Source organism: Escherichia sp. Lx600-2 (assembly GCF_036662595.1).
GTDB classification, from domain to species: domain Bacteria; phylum Pseudomonadota; class Gammaproteobacteria; order Enterobacterales; family Enterobacteriaceae; genus Escherichia; species Escherichia coli.
Window position 1 is genome coordinate 1 of the sequence record NZ_JAYQWM010000058.1, and the last position, 22,169, is coordinate 22,169.

General features: G+C 50.9%; 4 protein-coding genes and 1 pseudogene. All 5 read right to left on the bottom strand.

Features of this window, described 5'->3' with window-relative positions; translation table 11 throughout:
• Nucleotides 1–159 precede the first annotated feature (159 nt).
• Nucleotides 160–2,274 carry a UvrD-helicase domain-containing protein gene (locus OQV04_RS17780; RefSeq protein ID WP_039022356.1) on the bottom strand — a complete coding sequence of 705 codons (2,115 nt, stop codon included), beginning with the start codon at nt 2,272–2,274 and terminating at the stop codon, nt 160–162.
• Nucleotides 2,271–8,612: a DEAD/DEAH box helicase gene (locus OQV04_RS17785; RefSeq protein WP_039022355.1), complete on the bottom strand. Its 6,342-nt coding sequence runs from the start codon at nt 8,610–8,612 to the stop codon at nt 2,271–2,273. Before OQV04_RS17785 ends, OQV04_RS17780 begins: the two co-directional genes overlap by 4 nt.
• Nucleotides 8,612–13,528: a class I SAM-dependent DNA methyltransferase gene (locus OQV04_RS17790; protein WP_039022354.1), complete on the bottom strand. Its 4,917-nt coding sequence runs from the start codon at nt 13,526–13,528 to the stop codon at nt 8,612–8,614. The genes OQV04_RS17785 and OQV04_RS17790 overlap by 1 nt, the downstream gene beginning before the upstream one ends.
• Nucleotides 13,529–13,530: 2 nt before the next feature.
• On the bottom strand, nt 13,531–16,389 hold the full coding sequence (locus tag OQV04_RS17795) for a DEAD/DEAH box helicase (protein ID WP_039022353.1): 2,859 nt from the start codon (nt 16,387–16,389) through the stop codon (nt 13,531–13,533).
• 223 nt (nt 16,390–16,612) lie between these two features.
• A pseudogene (locus tag OQV04_RS17800) lies at nt 16,613–22,093 on the bottom strand (helicase-related protein); the annotation flags it as partial.
• Between the last annotated feature and the right edge of the window lie 76 nt (nt 22,094–22,169).

The following is a 22,169-nucleotide window of genomic DNA, read 5'->3' on the forward strand; positions in this document are numbered from 1 at the left end:
TGTTCTCCAATGACTAGTCTAAAAACTAGTATTAAGACTATCACTTATTTAAGTGATATTGGTTGTCTGGAGATTCATGGGGCCAGTCTATCAAGTATCAGGAATATTTGTTTTATAGACCAGGAGCGTTTCGGCTCCTGGTCTGTTTCGGACATGTTCTCAGTCAACCACTAATAGCGGACTAGGGACACCAGATGATGAAACAAACAGCCCTTTTACGGCACGGGTTGCAGCCACATGCAGTAACGCGCGCTCATTAAATAATGCATCACGCTGTTCAACGGGATCATCGGATGCTAATGCTTTTATTTCCGGCACAACGCCTTCGTTAATCCCCACCAGGAACACATACTGGAACTCAAGCCCTTTAATACGGTGCATCGTTGCAACCCGCACGCCAGGGCGTGCATCGCTGTCACCGCTATCATTGCCTAAATTAAATGTCTCAATTCCGGCGTCATTCAGTGCTGATGCGTAGCGGTCACAAGCATGTTTAGTACGCGCAGTAATGCAGATATCCTGAGAACGAACCTGATTCGCCAGCAATGCCTGAATTTGCTTGACGAGCGTTGCAGCCTCTTCTTTGAAATCTGCCGCATGCGTAATCATGGGCTTTTCCCCGTGCAGTAATGACAAATAATCATTACTGGTATCCGCTTCGCCATCGAGGTTATCAACCTTCACACCAGTTAACAGCCCAACAGCAAATTGACGCGTCTCTTCTGTGGTCCGATAGTTAATCTTCAATTTTTTACTGCGACGACCACGGACGTTAATACCACACTGACCAAGAACGACCTTATTGCGATAAATACGCTGATGCCCATCCCCGACAATAAACAGATCGTTGGGCGACTCGGGAACCAGGCTGCGAATAAGAGTAAATGCCGGGGCACCGATATCTTGAGCTTCATCGACCACAATACTGCTATAAGGTAGTTGAACCTGTTTTTCTTTAAACAGAACAATAGCCTCATGCATGGCATCGCCCATTTCGCGCAGTTTGGCACGCGCCATTTGTGCTCTGAATTCTTCAAAGACTGGCCAGATTTTCGCCCGTTGAATACGGGATAACGCTGTACCACGTCCAACCCGGCTGACTTTGAGGTATTCCTCCCGGGTGTAAACCGCATTTGGCTGGACAACGCGTTGCCACTCTTCAGCATAGAAATTATCAGGTAACCCCAGTTCGGCAGGTGCCTGCTGCAAGGCATAGTTCCAGCATTTGCGTCGCCCTTCATCGCTGTCGTATACCACGCGGAAATCATAACCGTGGCGTTTTAGTTGGTCGCTCATCCAGGCATCAATGTTAACGACGTCAATACGCGCCATCTCTTCTCGCGTACACAACCGCTGGAGATTAGCGCGAATATCTGCCGCCAGGTTACGCGTAAATGTCGTGAAAAGTACCTTCTTACCGGGTTTATCTGCCAGACGCTGAGATAACCACCGCGCACGGTGCATCGCAACAACCGTTTTCCCTGTACCTGCACCACCCAGTACTCGTACCGGACCATTAGCGGGCGACTCCACCAGTTTTCGCTGGCTCGGATGCAGAAATACACGCCATTTTTCTAAAGGCGCATTAAGCATCTGCAACAGCTCCTGTTCATTTTCAACGACATGGAAGCGACGTTTACTTCGTTCAATCGCCTCCATAAAGTCGTTGGTATCAACAGGCTCATCACGATGATCGTTAAACTCTTCCAGCACTTCCTGGTAATCCAGCCCTTCTGCCAGCCAGTGCAGAGGTTCCCAGGCCTCTGCTGGCATTATGCTTTCAAGTTGATTAAGCCCGGCTTCATCGGTAAGCGCCATCACCTGATCAATAAAGACAGGCGGCACACCCAGGGCCAGAATCTGTTCCGCGCTGTAAGCTGCGAAGAGTTTCGGTTTATCAACCACCGTTTCCGCTGCCGGTTTGATATAGCTAATATCAATGACCTGAATCGCGCCGGTAACCGGGTGAATCGAACAATCATGCCGCCGCGCCCAGTCGTATGCTTCGTCGTGTTTATCCACCCACATCAGCATATACAGGGCACCCTGTTCAGGTTTCAGAACAATGCCGCGATAAGTTTGATCGATTCGCACCGAATGGACATTTTTACTGCGCGCATCGTGGATCTTTTCATAGTTAAGTCCATTACTGGTCGGGTCCTGACGGAATTTGGAGATGAATTCCTGCACCTTTTTTTGCTGTGCTTTTGGGATCCGCGCGAATGCGCCCAGAAAACCATCAGAAAGTGCCACCTTGGGCGTTTGCACCGTCATTTGTCACCTCCGGACAGATGTTGCAATGTATTTTCGTCAATTGGCCCGAATGCAACGTGCCAACCTCTGGTTGTGAATAATGGAATAAATTCTTGATTATCAATAATCAATGCCCATTTTTGTGATGGCCAGGCGAGATCGGCTTCTGCAATAATTTCACCCTCATCATTTTGCAATTCGTAGCCGAGAGTCGGCGCAGAGAGAGAATGAGACTGAAGCAACGCGATCTCTTCAGCGCTTAATAAGCCAAACTCAATAATCTCAGCCCAACTTTCATCCGTCTCTGGTACTGCCTCTGGCGTTGCCGAAACTTTAGTGTCAACGCTTTCCTGCGGTAAATGCACGGCTTTACGGCTGGTAAAGGTCATATCCGGCAGGAACTGTAACAGGTTTACCAGTCGCCAGAAGCCATTGAGTCCCGCTTCATAACCGTCATCCTGCGTATAGCGATCGTCAAAACAGATATGCAAACGCAGCCAGCTGCGCATTTGTGCGACGCTGGTCGTCGGTTTAATGGCTTGTTGTGGTAACACCGAAGCCAGCTCAATAAATTGCTGCGATGAGTTACAGCTATCGAGTAAACCACCAAAGACAAACGGTTCGTCTGGCAAAAGCTCTGCTAGCCGCCAGGCTGGCGCGTTTTCCTGCATTTCATAGGCATACTTTTGTTTCGTTCCCGCGTCCTGTGACTTCTTCACATCCAACCACACCCAGGCATGTGCAGCAGCCATTCTCTGCCATAACTGCGTTCTTCCGCCCGGATCGGCGAGATAATCCAGCAGCAGTGCAAAACTGTTACGTTCCCGGAACGACGCTTCAAGGGCCGCAAAGTTGGTATCGTGAAACAGGTTATAAAACTTAGGCTGTTTCATATCCGGGTTATGCCCAAGTCCCAGGACATCCTGAACATGTTTAAGCCCAGGCTCTTTGAGATCGGCCCACGTGACTGTCCACACCCAGAAATTACCGCTATCCCGAATCGCCTGGCGTTTTTGCACATCCTCTGCGACGCTATTTTTGTGGAACGCAAAGCCATCAAGGAAAATAGCTACCGGTTTAATGGCATCAGACTGCATAAGCGGATATAGCACGTAATCCGGGCGACAAGGGATCCCCACCGCCTCTTTAGCGCCTAAATCCACCTGAGCTTTAAGATGCCAGCTCATCATCGGTTCGCTGCGGGTGTTAATAATCCACCCAGCGCCCTGATGCGCGTAACTGCGACTGACAATCAGGTTTTTATTTTCTTGCAGGCAGCTAATAAACCGTTTTTCCAGCTCACTGCCCATCATGGCTTCGAGGGAAATGTTTTTGATGGAATCAATTACCCGTATCGAATCTCTTGCCTGCAAAATTTTCGCCAGCAAGAGACGCGCCTGATCGCGGGAGACATACTTCATGCGCCCACGGTCACGGTAAGCGTAAACGCAACGATAACAACCATCTTTATGCGTATCATTGTTGCAACTGCATTCCACTATTGCCTGATAGGCCAGTTCAAGTAATTTCAGCAAATTGTCGGGAGTGCGCATCAGCTCTTTAAGAGAACCAGTTCCCCCCGGGACGGTATCGTAAATCACCAGATACTGCCGCCAGGATTCGCCTTCATTTTCCGGCTCGCGGTACACAACGCCTTTCAGGTGATCGACATTCCCCTTGAAGTAATGCTTAAGGCCGAGCTGGATCGCCGCCCCAAGAGAAGCCTCCACGACACGGTCATTACTGTAACTGCTTACCGGGAGCAGAATACGCAACGCTTCTGACTCCAGCTGGCGATAGAGATAGAGATAATCTTCGAACTTCGCCTTTTCCGGTTCCGTGCGATATTTGCAGCTCAAATCATGACGAGGTTCATGATCGCGAGGACGCTGCACCATGCCGCACCCGAGGCAAACTTTAAACCCGGTTCGCTTCTTCGCTTCTCCGGCAATCATCAACTCATTGGCATCATCCGCCATTTTGCCGAAGTTGATATCCCGCAGGGTGACTTTGCTTAAAAATTCAAAACCAAACGGAACTTCGCCTTCCTCAATCGCGTATGCCGCCGATACATCTTCTTTTTCGAAACTAACCAATAGCTGACGCTGGAAGAAAGCAGGTTCACGGCTGTCGCTCTCGTCGCTGATCTGGCTATCACGTGCGCTGGCGCGGGCATAAACCTGGCGAAGTTTCAGCAGCGTGGTTTTTTGTCCGGCATCGGCCCACCCCGGTGTGCCACATTTCGGGCAATATTTATGCTGGTCGCCTGTCTGGTCGATATTTTCGCTGTAGTTACAGTGGCTACAGATACGCCAGTTCTCCGGCTCAGAGACCTTCAGGTCTATCTGCTCAATTTCAACTTTATGCCCACCGGCATAGAAATTATTCAGCGGAGCCAGCTCAGCCAGCGCCGTTGATGCCGGGCGTTCATATTCGAAAGTGGTGTTTTGATATTCACGCGCTTCCCCGCCTTCTTTACGCCGCCAGAGCACAGAACGTAACGTAATACCGGCTTCCGGGAAGGCGTAGTTAGGCAGCAGACCTTCATCCGTGAGGAAATTCAGCGTTTGCTTATTGTTGATTTGATTGACCAGCGCCATCAGCGCCTGCCGTTCTGAAGTCAGTTCGCGCATATCGCTGTCAAAGTTTTGATCGCGCGGCGCGTTCTCCAGTTTATCGATGCTGCGCTTGAGTTTATCGATGCGTGAGCGCAAAGATTTGCGATCTTCCACCAGCAGTTTTAACGCTTCTTCTATACGCTGCGCCAGCGAGCGTTGTCCTGGCGCGCCCTGAAGATAAGACAACAGCTGTTGGCGAGTTTCTGCGACAAGATCGGGGAAGATCTCAGTAAATTGTGCAGCAATCTCCGCATGATGCTGTTCGATATATCGCAGTAAGTTATACGGAAAACCCGATTTACGCCCGAACTCCAGCTCATCCAACATCTGTTTGACGTTTTTACAGATAGCGGATTCTGGTACACCGGTTTTCACCCAGTTATCCATACAAAAAGCTGCCAGCTGGCGTTCGAGAATAGCCGTTGCATTGAGGAAGACGCCAGGAGCCTGCACCTGGCCCTGCATCATCTCCAGCGGTTCTTCAAAGAAAAACTGATCGTGCGGGTTCCCTTCTGCCACGGTAATGTTTAACGCGTTACCATCTTTACGACCGGCGCGACCAATACGCTGCAAGTAGTTGGCCTGAGCAGGTGGGACAGAACAGAGTAATACGGTGGAAAGATCCCCAACGTCAATACCCATCTCCAGCGTCGGTGTTGCCGACAACAGGTTGATATTCCACGGTTGGTTGCCCCGGTAGAACGATTTTTCGGTGGCTTCACGATCTTCACGGCTAAGCAGCCCCGTGTGTTCTGCGCCCTGCACGCGCGCGATGTCCATGTTCTCCCAACGCCAGGTCGCCATATTGTCGACTTCCTGGTAACGACCTTCACAACGTAAAGAGAGACAAGGCGCATTACGCCACTGCCAGCCTTGATCGGCCGGAGCCCGGACAACCTCACGGCAACATGAACAATTAAGCTGAACGACGTCACGGCTCACCACCAGCGCCGAAGGCACCAGTCCCCAGGCTTCACGCCCTTTGGTGTCAAAATCTTTTACTACTCCGGCTATTTTCAACGCCGTAAACAGACGTCGTAACACTGTTTCCGCAACGCTACTGATAAACAGATTATTGCCGTTACTCAGCGTGCGATTGATCCAATGTTGATACCAGCTGGGGTTAGACTTCGCGCCAATCAGGCGATGGAAACCATTAATTTTTTCAAACGAGGCATAAGCCGGTTTACGTGTTTTCGGACCGATAGAAGGCATATAGCGCGAGGTACGCTCTTTTTGCGTCATCATAAAGGTCGTGCCATCACGGCGATAACTTTCGAACGCCGGATGCATAACAGCCCCGGCCTGGCGTTGATACCAGATAACCCCCAGCGCCAGGTGCGCGACCTGCTCGACGCTCACACCGGACATCTCATCACCCAGCTCTTCACAAAGCTGTTGATGCAGGGCGGTAATTGCCGGATTAAAGCGATCTTTATCCACTCCGGCAACGGCATAACCGGTGGCTTCCAGCGTACGTCCGATACGCGCGCGCAGGGTGAATTCGCTGTACACCTCCCAGTCGAGGCGCAGGGAAACCAGCTCCGGCAGATCGGAGTTCTCCGCCAGTTTGCCTTCATTTTTCAGCGTCTGATAATCATTCAGCCACTGCATATTTGGTGCGATGAAGTTCGCTGCAAAATGAGCATCGTCCGGTGAACGTTCACGCGTTTGTTGGCAAACACGCGCCGCGAACGCATCCAGCGGTAATGTCTCTTTTTCGCCAAGAACCCTGCCGATTTGCCCACGAATCATCAGCGGCCAGGTTCGGGCAGTAAAAAAGCTGGCACGATGCGCGGCGTCTTGTACCGAGTCAGAAAACGTAATCAGCTTTTTATGTTCGTTGAACTGGCTGCCATAAAGCTGGTGAATCATCACCGCCGACAGACTGGCAGCCCGTGACCCCAGGATCGAAATCCCCTGTTTGCTGTTGCAGTACGGGCATTCATTAGCAAACTCCAGCTCGTCCTTACGCTCTTTGAGCATATCCGGGATCAGTACCTGCAACAGCTCCGTATGACCGCAATGTCCACACTGGACGCTGGACTGTCGGTTCAGTTTCAGACAGGTAGGGCACAGTTTCTGGTGTGCGCCACTGACCGCTTTTTCGTTGTTATCCGGGAAAGCAAGGACGATGGAGCGTCCTTTTTCAAAGAACTGGCGATAAATGCCGTCGAGGTCTGTTTCCAGCTGAACGCTTTGCCCATGACGCAGACTGGCCCAGCCAGTTGCGTGGCAGTCACGGCAGTGGATAACCGGCAAATAGTGTTCGCGGTCTTCCACCGCCACATCATCGGCAAACACCAGTCGCGGCGTTTTCGCCACGCTGGCGACCAGACGACGCATCTCCCGAAGCCACAACTGGGAACGCAGTTGCACAAACGGCAGCACCGGACGCGCTTTCTTCGCCTGGAGACGTTTTTGCCGATCGTGTTCCGTTTCCGGTACTTCGAGACGTGCCTGTGCGATCAGCGCCAGAATGCTTTGCAGCACGCGTCGGGCATGGTCGGCGCTTTCTGCCAGCATAACCTGGAGATTTTCCAGACACTCTCGTTCAGAGAGGATCCCGCCTTGCAGATCATGGAGTAAGACATGCATCACGCTGTGGCGGCGTAACAGTGACCCCAGCGCAATACGCTTTTCACGCCCGTCGTCGCTCTCCAGATCGTCCGGAAGCTGCAAGTCGCTGTCGGGGAACCACAAAGAGATTTGTCCGTTGAGATACGCCACCGGGGTAGCGTAACTCTGCGGGTCCAGGGCCGAAGCGAACTCCGGCCCCGGATACTGACTGTACGCAATAGCGTAATTCTGCAAGTACTCCGCTGCCGTGTAGCGATCTTCGCGAATAACGGCGTCATCGGTAAACGGCTGGTCAAAGATTGTTTTTGCGTAATCGAGTAGTTGTCCCAGTTCGTCACCTACGGTAGCCGACGTCCCCACGCAGGCAAAACGCTTGTCATCAACACCGATATGATGCTTTAAGCGGCGCACCAGACAGGCCAGATCCGACCCCTGCGCACCATCAAACGTATGCAGTTCATCCACCACCAGATAACGCAGTGACCCTGGCTGGTTATAGCGCCAGAGCTTCTGATCGCCGGGGCGCATCAGCAGGTAATCCAGCATCTTATAGTTAGTCAGCAGGATATCCGGTGGGTTCTCGCGCAGGGTATGTTTGCAGGTGATGACTTTATCTGCAGACATCTTTTTGCTGGGTTCGATTTCACTGTCGCCGACAAACAGGCCGACGGTTACTTTGCCATGCAACTGCGGATCGCTGGCGATAGTTTTGGCGAAACGGCTGGCCTGATCGGTTGCCAGAGCGTTCATCGGGTAAATGATGATCGCTTTAACACCGGCCTCTGATGCCCCCGCACAATGGTTAAGCAGCGGGAACATAAAACATTCCGTTTTACCAGAACCCGTCCCGGTCGCCACCAGCGTCGGTTGAGGCATCTCGATACCCAGGCGCTGAAACGCCTGCGCCTGATGCGCGTGCGGTGGGAACGGCAGCGTCAGGTTAGGGAAGAAGTTCAGCGGTAAGTCACTTTTACGAAACGGCAGCTGAGCGGAAAGATACGGCCCTTTCAGCAGCGTTTCCGGCTGGGACAGAAATTGCTCCAGCATCGAGACGTTATTGTTTTCTTCACCGTTAAACAGCGGGCTGTTAAGCGGGAAGGCTGCCCGTAAAAAGGAAGCAACACTGTCGGCAACCTGCCGACTGACAACGGAAGGCAGCATCAGGCACTCTCCTTATCTTGTGCAAAGAATGCCCAGGCCACTTTATAATCATCTTCGCGGTCGGGTTTGATAAACGGAGCCTGCCAAATGACGGTTCGGCGCTCGCCTTCATCGCTGCGGGTATAGTCATCAAAAGTGACGCTGACAGTGCCGGTTTGCAGATGCTTGACATCATCCCAGCCGATGGCTTGATCGGTGCAATCGCCGCCGGTCCAGTCTGGGCTGGCGACGTTAAAGACAAAACCGTTTTTCAGGTCCGCTTTACGCGCGGTACGCGGCAGGCCAACGCCCACCAGGCCTTTACTTGGAGTAAAGATAATGCGGCCGTTTTGATCGTACCAGGTATCGGCTTCATACTGACGCATGACCGGGAACTGAACGCGGTAGATAGTAAGCAGTTCTTCGAGGGTTAAACCCAGAGCCTGCGCCACCAGTACGTCAATTTCTACCAGCGCCTGACGGCGGCTGTAGTCGGAGCGTAAAGCGCAGTTACGCTGCCACTCCGGGGTCAGGTTGGCGAAGAAATCTTGTGAAAGTTGTGGGAGATCGCGGCTCCAGCACTGGGTGTTGAAGTCTGGGTTGTAGCAGGATTGCCAGAGATCGGTATAACTGCTCACAAGCGATACGAGACACAGTGCTCGACTATGCAGTGCCGTGCGATAAGCATCATTTGTAAGTACTGGCAGTTGGTTAATAAGAGAGGTATTGGCATGCCCCATACCAGTACTTTTAACCCGATAATCCAACGGTACAGAAAGCGTCATTGAAAAATAATCGAGCAATGTTTGAGTATTGTTAAATGCTGAGCCCAGGCAAGTATTAATGTGACTTACACCCGGTGGAACAATTGTTGAAATCAACGTTCTCTCCGAAGATGGCCCTATCATTTCACGATTCACAAAACGATAATAATCCGTCACCTTTCTCGGTTCATCTTCACCCGGTTCAGTCCATGTAACGCGTGGAGTACGTTTGGCATATTCTTGAGCATCACATGCTGGAATATAGTTAGTGCGCGGCAGGTAATCGTCGGGCAGCGTTAACAGGTCCAGGCAGTCATAGTGTCCTTTCTCTGTGCAAATCTCCCTTGGAGTCTTATAAAGCGGTGTTCCGACATAGAAATGTGGTCCAGATAGAATCCATTGTGATGTGTCTTCCGGAAATTGGGTATGCCGTTTAGTCGTTCCGTCAGCTTGAGCATATGTTTCATCAAACATGACGGTGGAGAAATATTGCCCCTGCAAGTCCCCCAACCGTCTGGGCTGCTTTGCAAATTTTTCAAGTACAGAAACAAGCGGTTCAGCATGAAGCGCAGGAAGTCGAGCCTCAAGAGCCGGCGTACCCTCTTCATCATAAAGACTGGCAAATAGTGCAAGTCGCTCCATTCCAACAGCCAAAATACGGCTTTGATGCCCCGCTTCATTCCAGGAACCTGTTTCGTCATCTTTAATGCCACCAACTTCACCGGAGCCATCATGAGCAAAGCAAAGCTCGATCGTTTTGGCTGAGAAAAGGTTAGCAATATTAACAAACTCAACATGATCGTTTTTTGTACTGGAATAAATATTAATGCTGTACTTAACTCTATCGCCAATAGGGAACAATATTCTCTGGTTCTGAAACTGAAAATGAGCCCTCAACCTCGGATACACCGACGCACGCAACTGACCGCCTTTCGGGTCGTCATAAATCCCTTCCGGGTGCAGGAAACCTGCCACGCCTTTCTGCGCCCCTAAGCGCCATGCCTGCGGCAGGAAGCATTTATACAGATTGGTCTGCACACCACGCAGTACAGGGTAATTCTGCTGCGCATTCAGGAAGTTCTGCATCCCTTCACAGCCTTCATACTCGCTGCGCCAGGCCGCTTCCAGCGCCGGAATGTCGTTAAAGGTATCAGCACGCAACGTCGCCAGCTTCGAGGCGCTCAGCTTACGCAGTACAAACTCCGGCTCGTAGTCGCCCAGCACGCCAGCTTCCTGCCATTCCACCTTCAGCCACGGCGGGTTTCCGAGCATCAGGTCAAAACCGCCACGCTCGGCGAACAGATCGCAGAATTCCAGATCCCAATGGAAGAAACGGTGCTGCTTCTTCAGCGCATCAACAATCGCCAGACGCGGCAAATGACGGAACAATACTTCAGTTTTCAGGCGGCCTGCACCGGAAAACAGCGAAGATTCTTCACGAACAATATCCTCGTCGGCAAACAGATTGCCGGTGGCCTGCTCTGCAACTTCAGTGACTCTTTCCGTGACGACAATACCGTCGATCAGCGTCTCCATCTCCATCAGCCACATACCGCGGTCCGGCAGTTCATTCGCTTTGTCGATTGGCCAGAACCATAGTGCACACCAGTAGTCCATCACCCAGCGCAGTTTCTGATAGGTACTGTTATCTTCAAGACGACCACTGAAGGTTTCATCTTTACTGCTCAGCGAAGAACGCGTCTGCTCGCTGTTATCTGCCGGCCACACCGGGTAGCTGTCGGCGGTTTTCTGGCGCTCGGCTTTCAGCTGCTGACGAAATGTGTTCCAGAGCGTTTCCACTTTGCCGCTAATGCGCTGCACATCAGCAATCTCATGCGGTGCAAAACTTTTGGTAAACTCTTTGCGCCAGCTGTCCAGCGCTTTGAAATCATCCGGATAGCGCTGTTTGACGGTTTTGTCGCTGTAGTTGGCCATGCCGCTATCCGGCAGCAGGAAGTGGAAAATCTGCTTCTCTTCGCGCGGCGTATTCATCGCCAGCTCGGCCGGTTCGCTGTTAAGCCAGCTCGGATCTTTCGCTTTTTTGTAGGTCAGCTCGCTCTTGTTGAACACCTGACGGCGTGCCCCCACCAGCGAATTGCCGCAGTGCAGCTGGTAGCCAAACCACGGTACAAATGCATCGCCGCTGATGGCATTCAGCCACAGCGACACTTCCGCCAGTTCCACCGCCACCGGGTTCAAGTCCACGCCGAATACGTTGTTGTCGGCAATGTACATTTTTACCCGTTGCAGCTCCTGGGTGTAGCGATCCTGAGGAATGCGGCGACCTTCCGCCTGCTGTTTGTGGAACAGATACGCTTCCGCCAGCTGGTTGATGGCTTCGTTAAGGAACGCTGCGCTGCCCATCGCCGGTTCGCATACGGTGAGGTTTAAGATGGCGTCGGCTTTGGCGTGCGGATCGCTAATGGGATCAATCTGCTCCTTAAACAGTTCTTTCAGGGCATATTTAACCAGTGAACGGGTCAGCACTTCCGGGGTGTAATAGGAGGCAGATTTCTCACGGTCGCGCCCGGCCATACGGTAGATAAAACTGCCTTTGCGGTGAATGCGCAGACTGCCGTCTTTCTCGTAAACCTTCTCGTCTTCGTGGTATTTGCCAATCTCATCCTTACTGACGAAGTAACCCGTCTCCAGCTCGTTAAACTCTTCCCCGGCTTTCTTCACCTCGTAGAGATCTTCGCTGGCGAAAAATCCGCGATAGGAGAGCAGCGCCTCATACACCGCCCCCAACTGGTTGATACCCAACTGGCGATAAGAAATACGTCCGCGGCGGTTAAAGCGCCCTTTGCCCGGGCGGCTTAACGACATCGCCTGGATAATCTGTTGCAGGGTTTCGTTACGGAATACCACGCGGTTAAGAATGCGCGTGTTGTTGGCATCAAACAGATGACTTTCCAGACGCGGGACGCTGAACTGATGACTATGGATGGTAATCCGGTCGCCGCTCTCCAGGTCACTCTGCATTTTCACGCCGCCGTTGTAGCCTTCGCGCACCAGTTTAAACAGCATATTCAGGCTGTCGTGGAAGTAGCGCCCGTTGCGATCTTCTTCGCTGGTCAGCGGGATCATCTCCAGATCGCGCAACGTTTCCAGGCTGTAACCTTGCAGATAGGTTTTGGCGGTCATTGGCGCATAACCCAGCTCCGGGCGCGCTTCAATGTAGAACAGGAACAGCAGGCGGTACATGTAACGCAGACATTCGCGGCTCAGTTCATCCGGATCCACCGCACGGTTACCGGTATAGTTTGCCAGGCCACGGTCGATCAGATAATGCATCGCTTCGTTGCCCAGCAACTCAATGCTTTCGCGCAGGGCATATTTCAGATCTTCCGAAACACCAAACGCATGTTTGTGCGAATTGTCATCCAGCGAGTCAAGATAAGGTGCCCCACTGCCCGGCAGCAGAGAATCTTTATGTAGCAACACCGCCGTAGCTTTCAGCGTATCCGTTTCACGACGACTTAAAATCTCTTCAAAATCAAAACGCAGCAGACGGTTTTGCGCCCACTTAGTACGGTCCAACAGCAAGAGCTGACGGTTACCGAGCAGCAGCACAAAACGCGGCGGTTCATTTTGGGTGAAGACCGCCGTAGAGAGCAGATCCTGCCAGCTGCGATATTCACCGTTGGCTTTTTTGCGCAGGCTGTCGCGCTTATGTTTGTCGGTATCCGCCGGGAATTGCGCGGTCAGTAAGGAGAGCGCCAGCGGATCCAGCGTTCCCTCTTCCTGATCGTGTGCTTCAACAATCCACAGCCACGGGCTACCGTCAGTGCTGTTGTAACGCGCCAGTACCGGCAGTGGTGTATCGTCATCCAGCATTTGGATCTGCGGCGTAATTTCGTAGCCCAGCGCCTTTAACAATGGCTGCCAGCGATTACGTTGATCGGCCAGACGCTGCGGGATCTGACGCTGTTTTTCGTGCTCGGCAAGTTTGCGGAAAAACTCAGTCGCCAGACTGTTAAACTGGTTCCACGGAGCGCGGTATCCCGGCTCTACGTCTTTGCCCTGTTCACGAGCGGCACGCTCCGCTTCACGCGCTGCATTTTCCTGGGCTATCCAGGGTTCCAGCACATCGCGGATATCACTGGTGAAAACCTCACCCAAATAGTGGTTAGAGTAAAATTCGTTTTCGTTATTAATACCGACCAGCGCCATGATTAACCCTCCGCTCCGGTGATAACAGCAATTACCTGAATGTAGGGTTCTTTTTCAGTCGTCATGGTGTCCTCAATCCATTCAATATAGCTGTCAAAATTGTGTTCGATTTCGCGTTGTCTCTGCTCTTTACGGCTCTGCTTGACTGACAATTGCTGTTTGTTATCGGCAAAATCCAGCTCAAGTTGGCTCAACTGCCGCCCACGCAAAACGTCCAGCTTTTGCAGATGCTCATTCAGTTGCTGGTTAATGTGCGTTTCAAACGCATTCCGATCATGGATGAATACCTCCCGGGCATGAGCAATAGCCGCTTCCAGTAAATCCTGCTGACGCTGGTGATTACGGTCTTTACCGCCGCTGTTAGTCAGCTTGTTACTCAACTGCGGATGACGTTGTAAAAACTCAGCGAATGGCTGACTGCCGATTAGCGATTCACGGTTAAAGCTCACCACTATCCACGGGTTCACCATCGGATGTGATTTACGGTTCGGGAACAACCCGGAAAGAATGAAGTGATCTTCATCGGGTTCAAGCAGGTATGGCAGACGGATAACCGGTGCCTGATGACGACCAAAAGCCGAAGAGATTTTATCGTCCAGCCACTGCACTACCGGGTTGATTTGCCAGAGATACTGCACATCGGGCCAGGCATGTTGCTCACCGCGAGCGCGTGCAATCGCGTCGGTGATGACGGTTTTATCCTGACTTAAATAGAGCTGCCAGTTCTCCGGCGCGATTTCAGGCGGTAGCTGGTTGAAGCGGCGGCGTAACTCCTCCGGTGCCACCAGCGACAAGGTATTATCAGGCAAGGTTTCATACTGGATAGTTTGACCACTGGCTTTCAGGTAACCCAATGCTCTTTCACAGTACGCCTGTTCGCTGGCAAACAAGCTGGTGTCTGTTTCGGTGACCATTGAGGCATCGCTGGAAACCGCACTGCATATTTCGCCAAACAGATCATGTTCGGCGCTTTCCGAGACGTTGCTGTTCAGCAGTTGATCAAACAGGCTGGCACCATCATCCTGCATCATGAACTCTGCAACCTGCTCTTCTTCCTCTTCCTGGGTAAATTTGCCGGTAAACTCCGAACTGTCCCCAATGTTCTTCTGCGCCTGTTCGTCTTTGTTGATCAACACTTCCAGTACGCGCATATCGCCATTGATCTGTGGTTCGCTGGCCTCAGTAAGCAGATAGCGGATTTGGGGCTGATGTTTTTGCCCATAGCGGTCAATACGCCCGTTACGTTGCTGGAATACCATCAACGACCACGGAATATCAAAGTGAATCATTTTGTGGCTAAGGTGATGCAGGTTGATCCCTTCAGATGCCACATCCGAACAAACCAGAAGACGCAACGGAGACTGCGTTTTACCAAAGGCTTCTACGGTTTCCATCAACACCGTATCGCCCTGATCGCCGCGCAGCGTGGCGATCTGATCATCTTTCAATTTCAGATCCGCTCGCAGTTGCTGTTCGAGGAACTCCAGCGTTTTAATGCTTTCGGTGAAGATCACCAGGCGATCTTCCGTGTTATTGGCTTTCCAGGCGAGGTCTTTACGGATGGTGTCGAGCAGCAACTGGTATTTGCTAAACTGGCTGGCATCAATGTTATTCAGCGCCAACAGCAATGACTCCAGTTCGTTGATCTGGCTCTGGCTATTATGATCTTTACGGCTCTCAAGACGCTTCAGACGATTAGCCACTACGCTGGCACACGCCATCGGGCTGGAAAATAGCGCTTTTTCGAGAGTTATCTTGAACAGACGACCTTTGTTAGACTGGGCCTGTTCATCGTCATCATCACGGAACTGACTCTCAACCAGGCGACGGTATGCTTCTTCTTCGGCACCGGATGCCGGGCGAGTCAATTTGACAATATTGCGCTCGGGGAACTCGCCGGACATCTGATCTTTCACGTCTTTTTTGAAGCGACGGACAACCAGATTTTTATCGGCAAAGTCGGCGTATTCATACTCTTTCGGGTTGGCGATCGCCGTCGGGTCAAGCATGTTCATCAGGCTGGCAAAACTTTCAGCTTTACCATCATGCGGCGTTGCTGAAAGCATAATCAGCGTATCGCTGCGCCCGGCGAGCAGTTTTGCCAGTTTACTGCGTAACGAACTGGTTCCACGTTCTGCGACGTTATGGGCCTCATCAATGACAATAATATCCCACCAGGCATTTTCCAGATGGTGACGATATTCAATGTCTTGTTTCAGCGTATCGATGGAGATAATGGTCTTGTCAAAATAGTGGAACGGGTTGTGGTTGGTAGGGATGCGGTTACGCACCTTTTGTAAACCAGCAGAATCCAGGCGGGTCAATGGAATCGCAAAACGGCTCCAGAACTCCTTCTGGAATTGTGTCAGCATCGATTTAACCGCCAGAACCAGAATACGTTTTCCGCGCCCACGACGGATCAGTTCCGAAACCAGAATACCGGCTTCCAGCGTTTTACCCAGACCGACAGCGTCGGCAATGAGTATCCGCTGGCGCGGCTGTGCCAGCGCCATCCGCGTAGGATCGAGCTGAAACGGCATGGAATCCATCGCCGCCTGATGACCAAAATGGACTTTACTGTCTGTCGGTACGCGTTGGCGTAACTGACTTTCGATATACAACTGCGCCGCCTGATAATTGGCGGACTCATCCTCCACCAAATGCGTTTTTGCGGGATCCAGGATCTCTACTTTTTGTTCCAGTTTGGTCAGAAATAACCCTTCTTTACCGCGCACCAGCTCTGAAATACCATCGCAGGTCAGCAAATACCCACCATCACCACTGTCATCCGCCCGGCGAATACGCCATTCGGCATCACGAATAACCACCCGCATACCAGGTGCATAATTTTGCTTATTCATCAGTTTTTCTGTCTATTTGGGGCAGTGGCAGTAACGTCATCCTGAAAAATGTGGCGCGGCACACTGCGATAAAAAAGAGGGCCTTAAAGATATCATGAAGGCTCCCGGCAAAGTGACTAAATGGGAGGGAATGCGCATAAATTGCGCATGATTTTCAAACAAAAATTATTAAAAAGTGAGCTGGGTCAACTCCCCTGGAAGATATCTCCAGGGGAGCAATTATTTAACCAGCGATAATATAACTCCTAAGGTCATTACCCGGGGCAACAGCTCGCGCTCGCGTGTTTGCCAGCCGTTCAACTTGCTGCGGTACTCGCAGGGCAAAATCAAAGAAGGTGTCTTCAATACAGCGCCAGTAGCTAAGCCCCATGTCGAGCAGGACATAATGCTGACTGCCATCGCTGAAGGTGACTGTCAGTTCTCGTCCATGCTCCGTACTCTGGTTATCACCCGTTAACCAGCTAATTGCTCCCGGCCACGCAGGCCCCAGATATCCTTCTTCAAGTAAAGTGGTCACAACCTGCTGACGATCTTCCTCATTAAGCCACGCGTTATAGAGGGAGTCGTGTTGGCGAGAGTTGTAATCCAATTTTTTGACGCAAACAGTGAGGCTGGCGCGTTCCGCCATTCCCTGTTCAACCAGCTCGGTTAAGATTTCACCTAACAAACGAGCTGTGAATGGGCTATTAAGATAACGATCGCTGTACTCAACATGCGTTATCTCTTTGTGGCGGGTAAATGCCTGCTTCCAGCCAGCGTGCTGTTGCGTGACTAACGACCAGAAACGCGAACCAAAACCTTCCAGCGGCCCGTCCAGCTGTTCGCAGAGATTGATGCGCACCGTCCCGGCGGGTAAGGCGGGCAGTAAGTCTTCTGCACTTAAGATCTGACCCGAGAAGATTTTTCTGGACGTTCCTTTAAGTGTCACTACTGGTGAAGACGCACTTTGTCCCCATAATTCACCAGGTGCAACGGTAGCGCTGTCGTCTGCGGCCCACTGTCGGCTTTGCCCTTCGCGAGTCACCTGCGCAAGCCAGCGCCCCTTTCCTTGCATGAGTTGCGCAGTGGCAAGGGATTTTACTTGTAAGCGCCCTCCCGGCATCGCCGCCAACGCGGAAAGCTGATGTCTGGAGCTATCAGTTAAGTTTTCCAGCGGCGTGGCCACCAGCAACTCAACATTCCCACCGGAGGAAGCAAACTGGATTAACTCTTTAAATAATGGCCATTGGGCAAAGTCCCACTGTTCCTGCGGCCCCGCAAGAACCAGCGAGCAGGAGTCATAAATCTCGCTGTTCAGGCATTGCGCAATACGTAAACTCAGAGGGTTAGTTTCAACCCGGCTACCTTCGCCGAAGTACTGATATTCTGGCGCGAGGTTAAGTCGCTGCAACCGTACATTGGTAAGTAGGGTTAGTGCATGGTGACGATCTAATCTGTTGACATAATGCTGACTGTCATAGCTGAGCAAGCAGTGGTGACAGAATTTATCGCAACTGCAATCGAGCAATTTTCTGGCGTAATTAAAGACATCAGCCCAATGGTCGATCAATTGCACTGCATAACCTGCACCACCCGCATTATTGTCGTAAATGAAGATGGAAAATCCGGTATAGCCATTGATATCGCGCGCTTGCTGCGTCGTCACGCCCAGCTCAGTATTTTCGATACCCAATTTATGCGCTAACCCTTCACGCAAAGCGACCGCAAGGGACCGTGCGGCAACCTCATCACGGATCAACAGCCCATTATCATCATTGAGTTGCAGCTCAACCATATCTGTACGACTGCTATACCCCAACCACAGATCTTTATGCACATGACCGTGGCACAATTTACTGCTCCCCTGACGATCGTTACTGCCACCTCGCAACAGGTAATGCGTATTTTCCCTCTCTGGGTTCTTTAGATTTTCAGGGGTTCGCTGGGGTTGAGTTTGAGATTCTGCCCGACCACATGAGAGGCAAATTGCGTAGCCGTGCCCAAATTCCCCTTCACTGAAGTGGAACAACTCCCCACTATGGCTAAAACGGTAACGTCCGAGCCCAGCATCAGGTAAGGAAACCCACACCGAAGACGGTACAAGAACACGTGGATCTTTCCAGGGAAGTTGTGCAGGCATGGATACATCATTATGAGCCTGATAACGAATATCTGTCGCGAAACCAACAGGCTGTAAATAACGCTTCACATCAAGTTGCTGTATATCCGCTTTGCAGTGACTACATTCGACAGGACGGGTAGTACTGGTTGCCCCCGCACCACATTTACGGCAATGCCAGAACCACGGAATATGATGATCGCCTGACAGCTCCTGCCCGCTGGCAAGTACCTTGCCAAGCATAATGCCCGAGGAACGATATACTTTTCCGCCCAATACCACATCTGCACCAGGTGCATACTCGCGTAATGCTGTAGGCAAATCACGGCTGGGCAATTTTTCAATACGACGAGAAAAGCTTTCTCCCCCTTCATTAGGGTCAGCCTGAGTAGCTTTTATTGCGCGACGTTTTTCCAGCTCATCTGCCGTCAGATAATTGAAATTGACTACGCCAACCGGGAAACCATGCCCCGGCAGGAACGCTTCACTAATGAGTTTAGAAAACAGATATGCACCGCGATAATCACGAAGCTGATAAGCGATGGCTTTACCTGCTGGCGTTTCTTCCCACGCGCTGTTATCCGCCTTCAACGCTTCGATATTTTCCAACAGCATCGCAAGTTGGCTTCTCCAGCGGATATCAACCTGCTGCATCATTGCTTGTGTGCGGGTCAAGAGCTGAGTTGCCGTCAATGACATCAGGACGGTTCCCTGAGTAAGGCGTTTAAGTTTATCCGCCAGCTGATCGGCCTGGTGATTTAACCAATGGAGAAAACGAAGACACTGGCTCTCATCACCTTCAAAGAACCATTTGCAACTCAGTTTTGTCGCATCAGGAACTTCAGCTCGTAAAAACAGACCTAAAACCAGGGCATTAACATGTCGTTGAACAATACTACGGCTCCCAAAACGAACCCGTGGCGCACTGGCAGTAGTGTTGAACGCCCAGAGGGGGTCTTTGAATACCTCCATTCCATGCGCCGTGTTTTTACATAACGTAATGGCAGCAGATGCACTCTCTCCACGACGCCCCGCGCGACCTGCACGCTGCAAATAATTTGCCGGAGCTGGAGGAACGTTATTCATTGCCACCAAACTCATACCACCAATGTCCACCCCCATCTCCATGGTCGTGGAGCAGTTCAGCACATTAACTTTGCCTGACTTAAATTGTTTTTCATTAAACTGGTTCTGCTCAGGCGTTCTCTGCGCAGAGTGTTCCTCCAGACGATACCAGCTATCTTTCAGGGCCAGTCGGTCGCTGCGAGTAGACCATAATCCTTCCTCGCGGGCATGTTGAATCAGCGCATTACTTTCCAGCCACTCCAGACGTTCTTTTCGGGCGATTTCTCCACCACCAGACAAACGCCAGTGACGTACAGGAAGCTCAGGCATTTCAATCAACACGGCTTTTTCAGGTGCAATTTCTTTGCTACCCGGCAAATACGGAGAGTATCCCAGCAACGTGACGTCTAACGCACGTCGAGTATAGGGGCAACGCCACACTTGCTTTGGACTGTAAAATTCAGCTTGTTGTTTAATATCCAGCTGATAACCCGACTCAAACTGACGTAAGCAGGGCCGAATTGCATCCCAGACCTCATTCATTAAGTGGTTAACTAACGATTTCCATTGAGCCTGCTCAGGTTGTATTGCCGGAAAGACTGCGATTAATAGCTTAATGACCCGGTTATAATGGCGATCGCGTATTTGTGGCCAAAGTTGATCACGTGTCTGCCCTTTATTTTTTTTATCTGGCCCCTGGAGCATTTTTACCGGGAAACGTGCCCCCATCCAGCGAGGGTATTGCTCGTTTTCGTAAAAAACGGCACTGTTTTCACGTATAAAGAAATCAAGAGTAATCTTCAATAAATTACGCCATTCCGCTAATTGCTTATCGGGATCGGGTAATAATGTCTTCCAGTCCTGCGGGCAGGTTGTAACTTTATCAATAAATGGATAGTGAATGGCTACCAGACCCAGACTTTCGAGGGTCCAGGCATTTTTAGGACGGCGACCAAACTCACTGTATAAACAAAAATCTGCAAACTGTTGTTTAGTAAGATCAAGCCCAGACAATTCTTTAAAACTGCCTCTCATTCTATCGGCAAGGCCCACACTGCCAACCAGCTGTTCAGATAGTGTTTGCCATGACATGGTTTTCTTCTGCTGATTGCCAGAGTTAGCCTGAAGTATTTGCATCGCTTCAGCATGATCCGGGCTTAAGGAACTCACCATCGGCTCGATAATTTTAAGTGCCTGAATGTCCGCCGGGCTAAGCTCCTCATTCGCAACCATCGCTTTTTTCAGTGCGTCGATGGAGTTTTTTAAAGGGAGGACAGAAAACTGGCTAATAACTTTCTCTAACAGTGCACAGTGTGCCGGGCTGAGTTTTGCTGAAGGCTCTGTAATATTTGCCAGCTCCTGGTAACAAAGAGCTCGCAACGTCGCTTTATCGGCATCCTGCTGTAAGCGGGCAGAAATGCGGGCAGTGCCCTGACGTGAATCCGTAAAGGTGAGCAGACGTCGACCATTAAACGGTCCTAACTGCTCTTCTCTTGTTTGCGGTAATGGTGAAAACTCCAGAAGAGTAGGAATAATTTCATTTAAAAAAAATGGCGCGCCAAGTCGAAGCGGACGGAATAAAGGATTATTTTTCCGTTGAGTGTCACCACAGCAAACACAAGCAAAGGAATTATTGCGTCCCTCACCTCGAGATTCCGGTCTTAACAGGTTTATTTCATAGTGCTTTTGCGCTTCACTATCAATTTTCCCCGCCGTAGTTTCTTCCAGTGAAATGATATATTTTTCACCATCGCTCGCAATCAGACGATCAAATTGAGAGTTATTGTCTAATTCGTCGTTGTCTTCATCTTCAGAATAAACATCTACATCAAGAGCAAATTCATCCACTTCGGCAGCGGCGGGTTGCGCTACCAACCAGTTCGTTCCATCACCGCGCACCTCCTCTTTGGCAGACAAATAAGCTGAACCACACCCGGAGCAACGTAAAACTTCAAATACCGGCGCACCACAGTCACAATATTGGCGCTGCTCAAACCATACCTGACCAAATGGCCAGTCACTCTGATTTAATTCATGCGCTTTATGTGAGCATTGTTTGTTTGAACATGACCATAGACCCGCTAGTGTTCTGATAAACCCATGCATACGTAATGGCGTAAAAGCAAGTTCACCTGCTCGCGATCCCGCCATTAGATCAAGGAGTTGTAGTAGCTCACGGTGATTAATATCTGGCCAGGTTCTTCTGGCAACATTGAGCAACTCACTCAAACGTACTGCCTGGCGTCCGGGGTGAGTTAACGCCTGACGCAATTGCTGGGCCACACGGTAATGACAAAGCTGTTGGTAAAGATCCTGAGGGCTCAGAGATTTAAGAGAAGTTAAAGATGTAGGATATTCATGACGAATAAGTGACTCCGATACCCGCGGTATTTGTCGATAGCCGCGGACTACTTTGACATCACGTTCTGTAACGCCCGCGAGATCAGCGACAAATTTAGCCAGTTCCTTGTTACCTTCAGGAGAGTCTTCGCCAATAGTGGCTGAAGTTGCGATAATCTGCACAAGTTTATCTGTGCCGGGGCTTTGTTGAATAAATCGAACTTTTGCTGAGTTGAAGGATCAGATCACGCATCTTCCCGACAACGCAGACCGTTCC

Coding starts and splice junctions, on each gene's coding strand:
- OQV04_RS17780 (WP_039022356.1), bottom strand. CDS start 2,274: ATGACGGTGCAAACGCCCAAGGTGGCACTTTCTGATGGTTTTCTGGGC.
- OQV04_RS17785 (WP_039022355.1), bottom strand. CDS start 8,612: ATGCTGCCTTCCGTTGTCAGTCGGCAGGTTGCCGACAGTGTTGCTTCC.
- OQV04_RS17790 (WP_039022354.1), bottom strand. CDS start 13,528: ATGGCGCTGGTCGGTATTAATAACGAAAACGAATTTTACTCTAACCAC.
- OQV04_RS17795 (WP_039022353.1), bottom strand. CDS start 16,389: ATGAATAAGCAAAATTATGCACCTGGTATGCGGGTGGTTATTCGTGAT.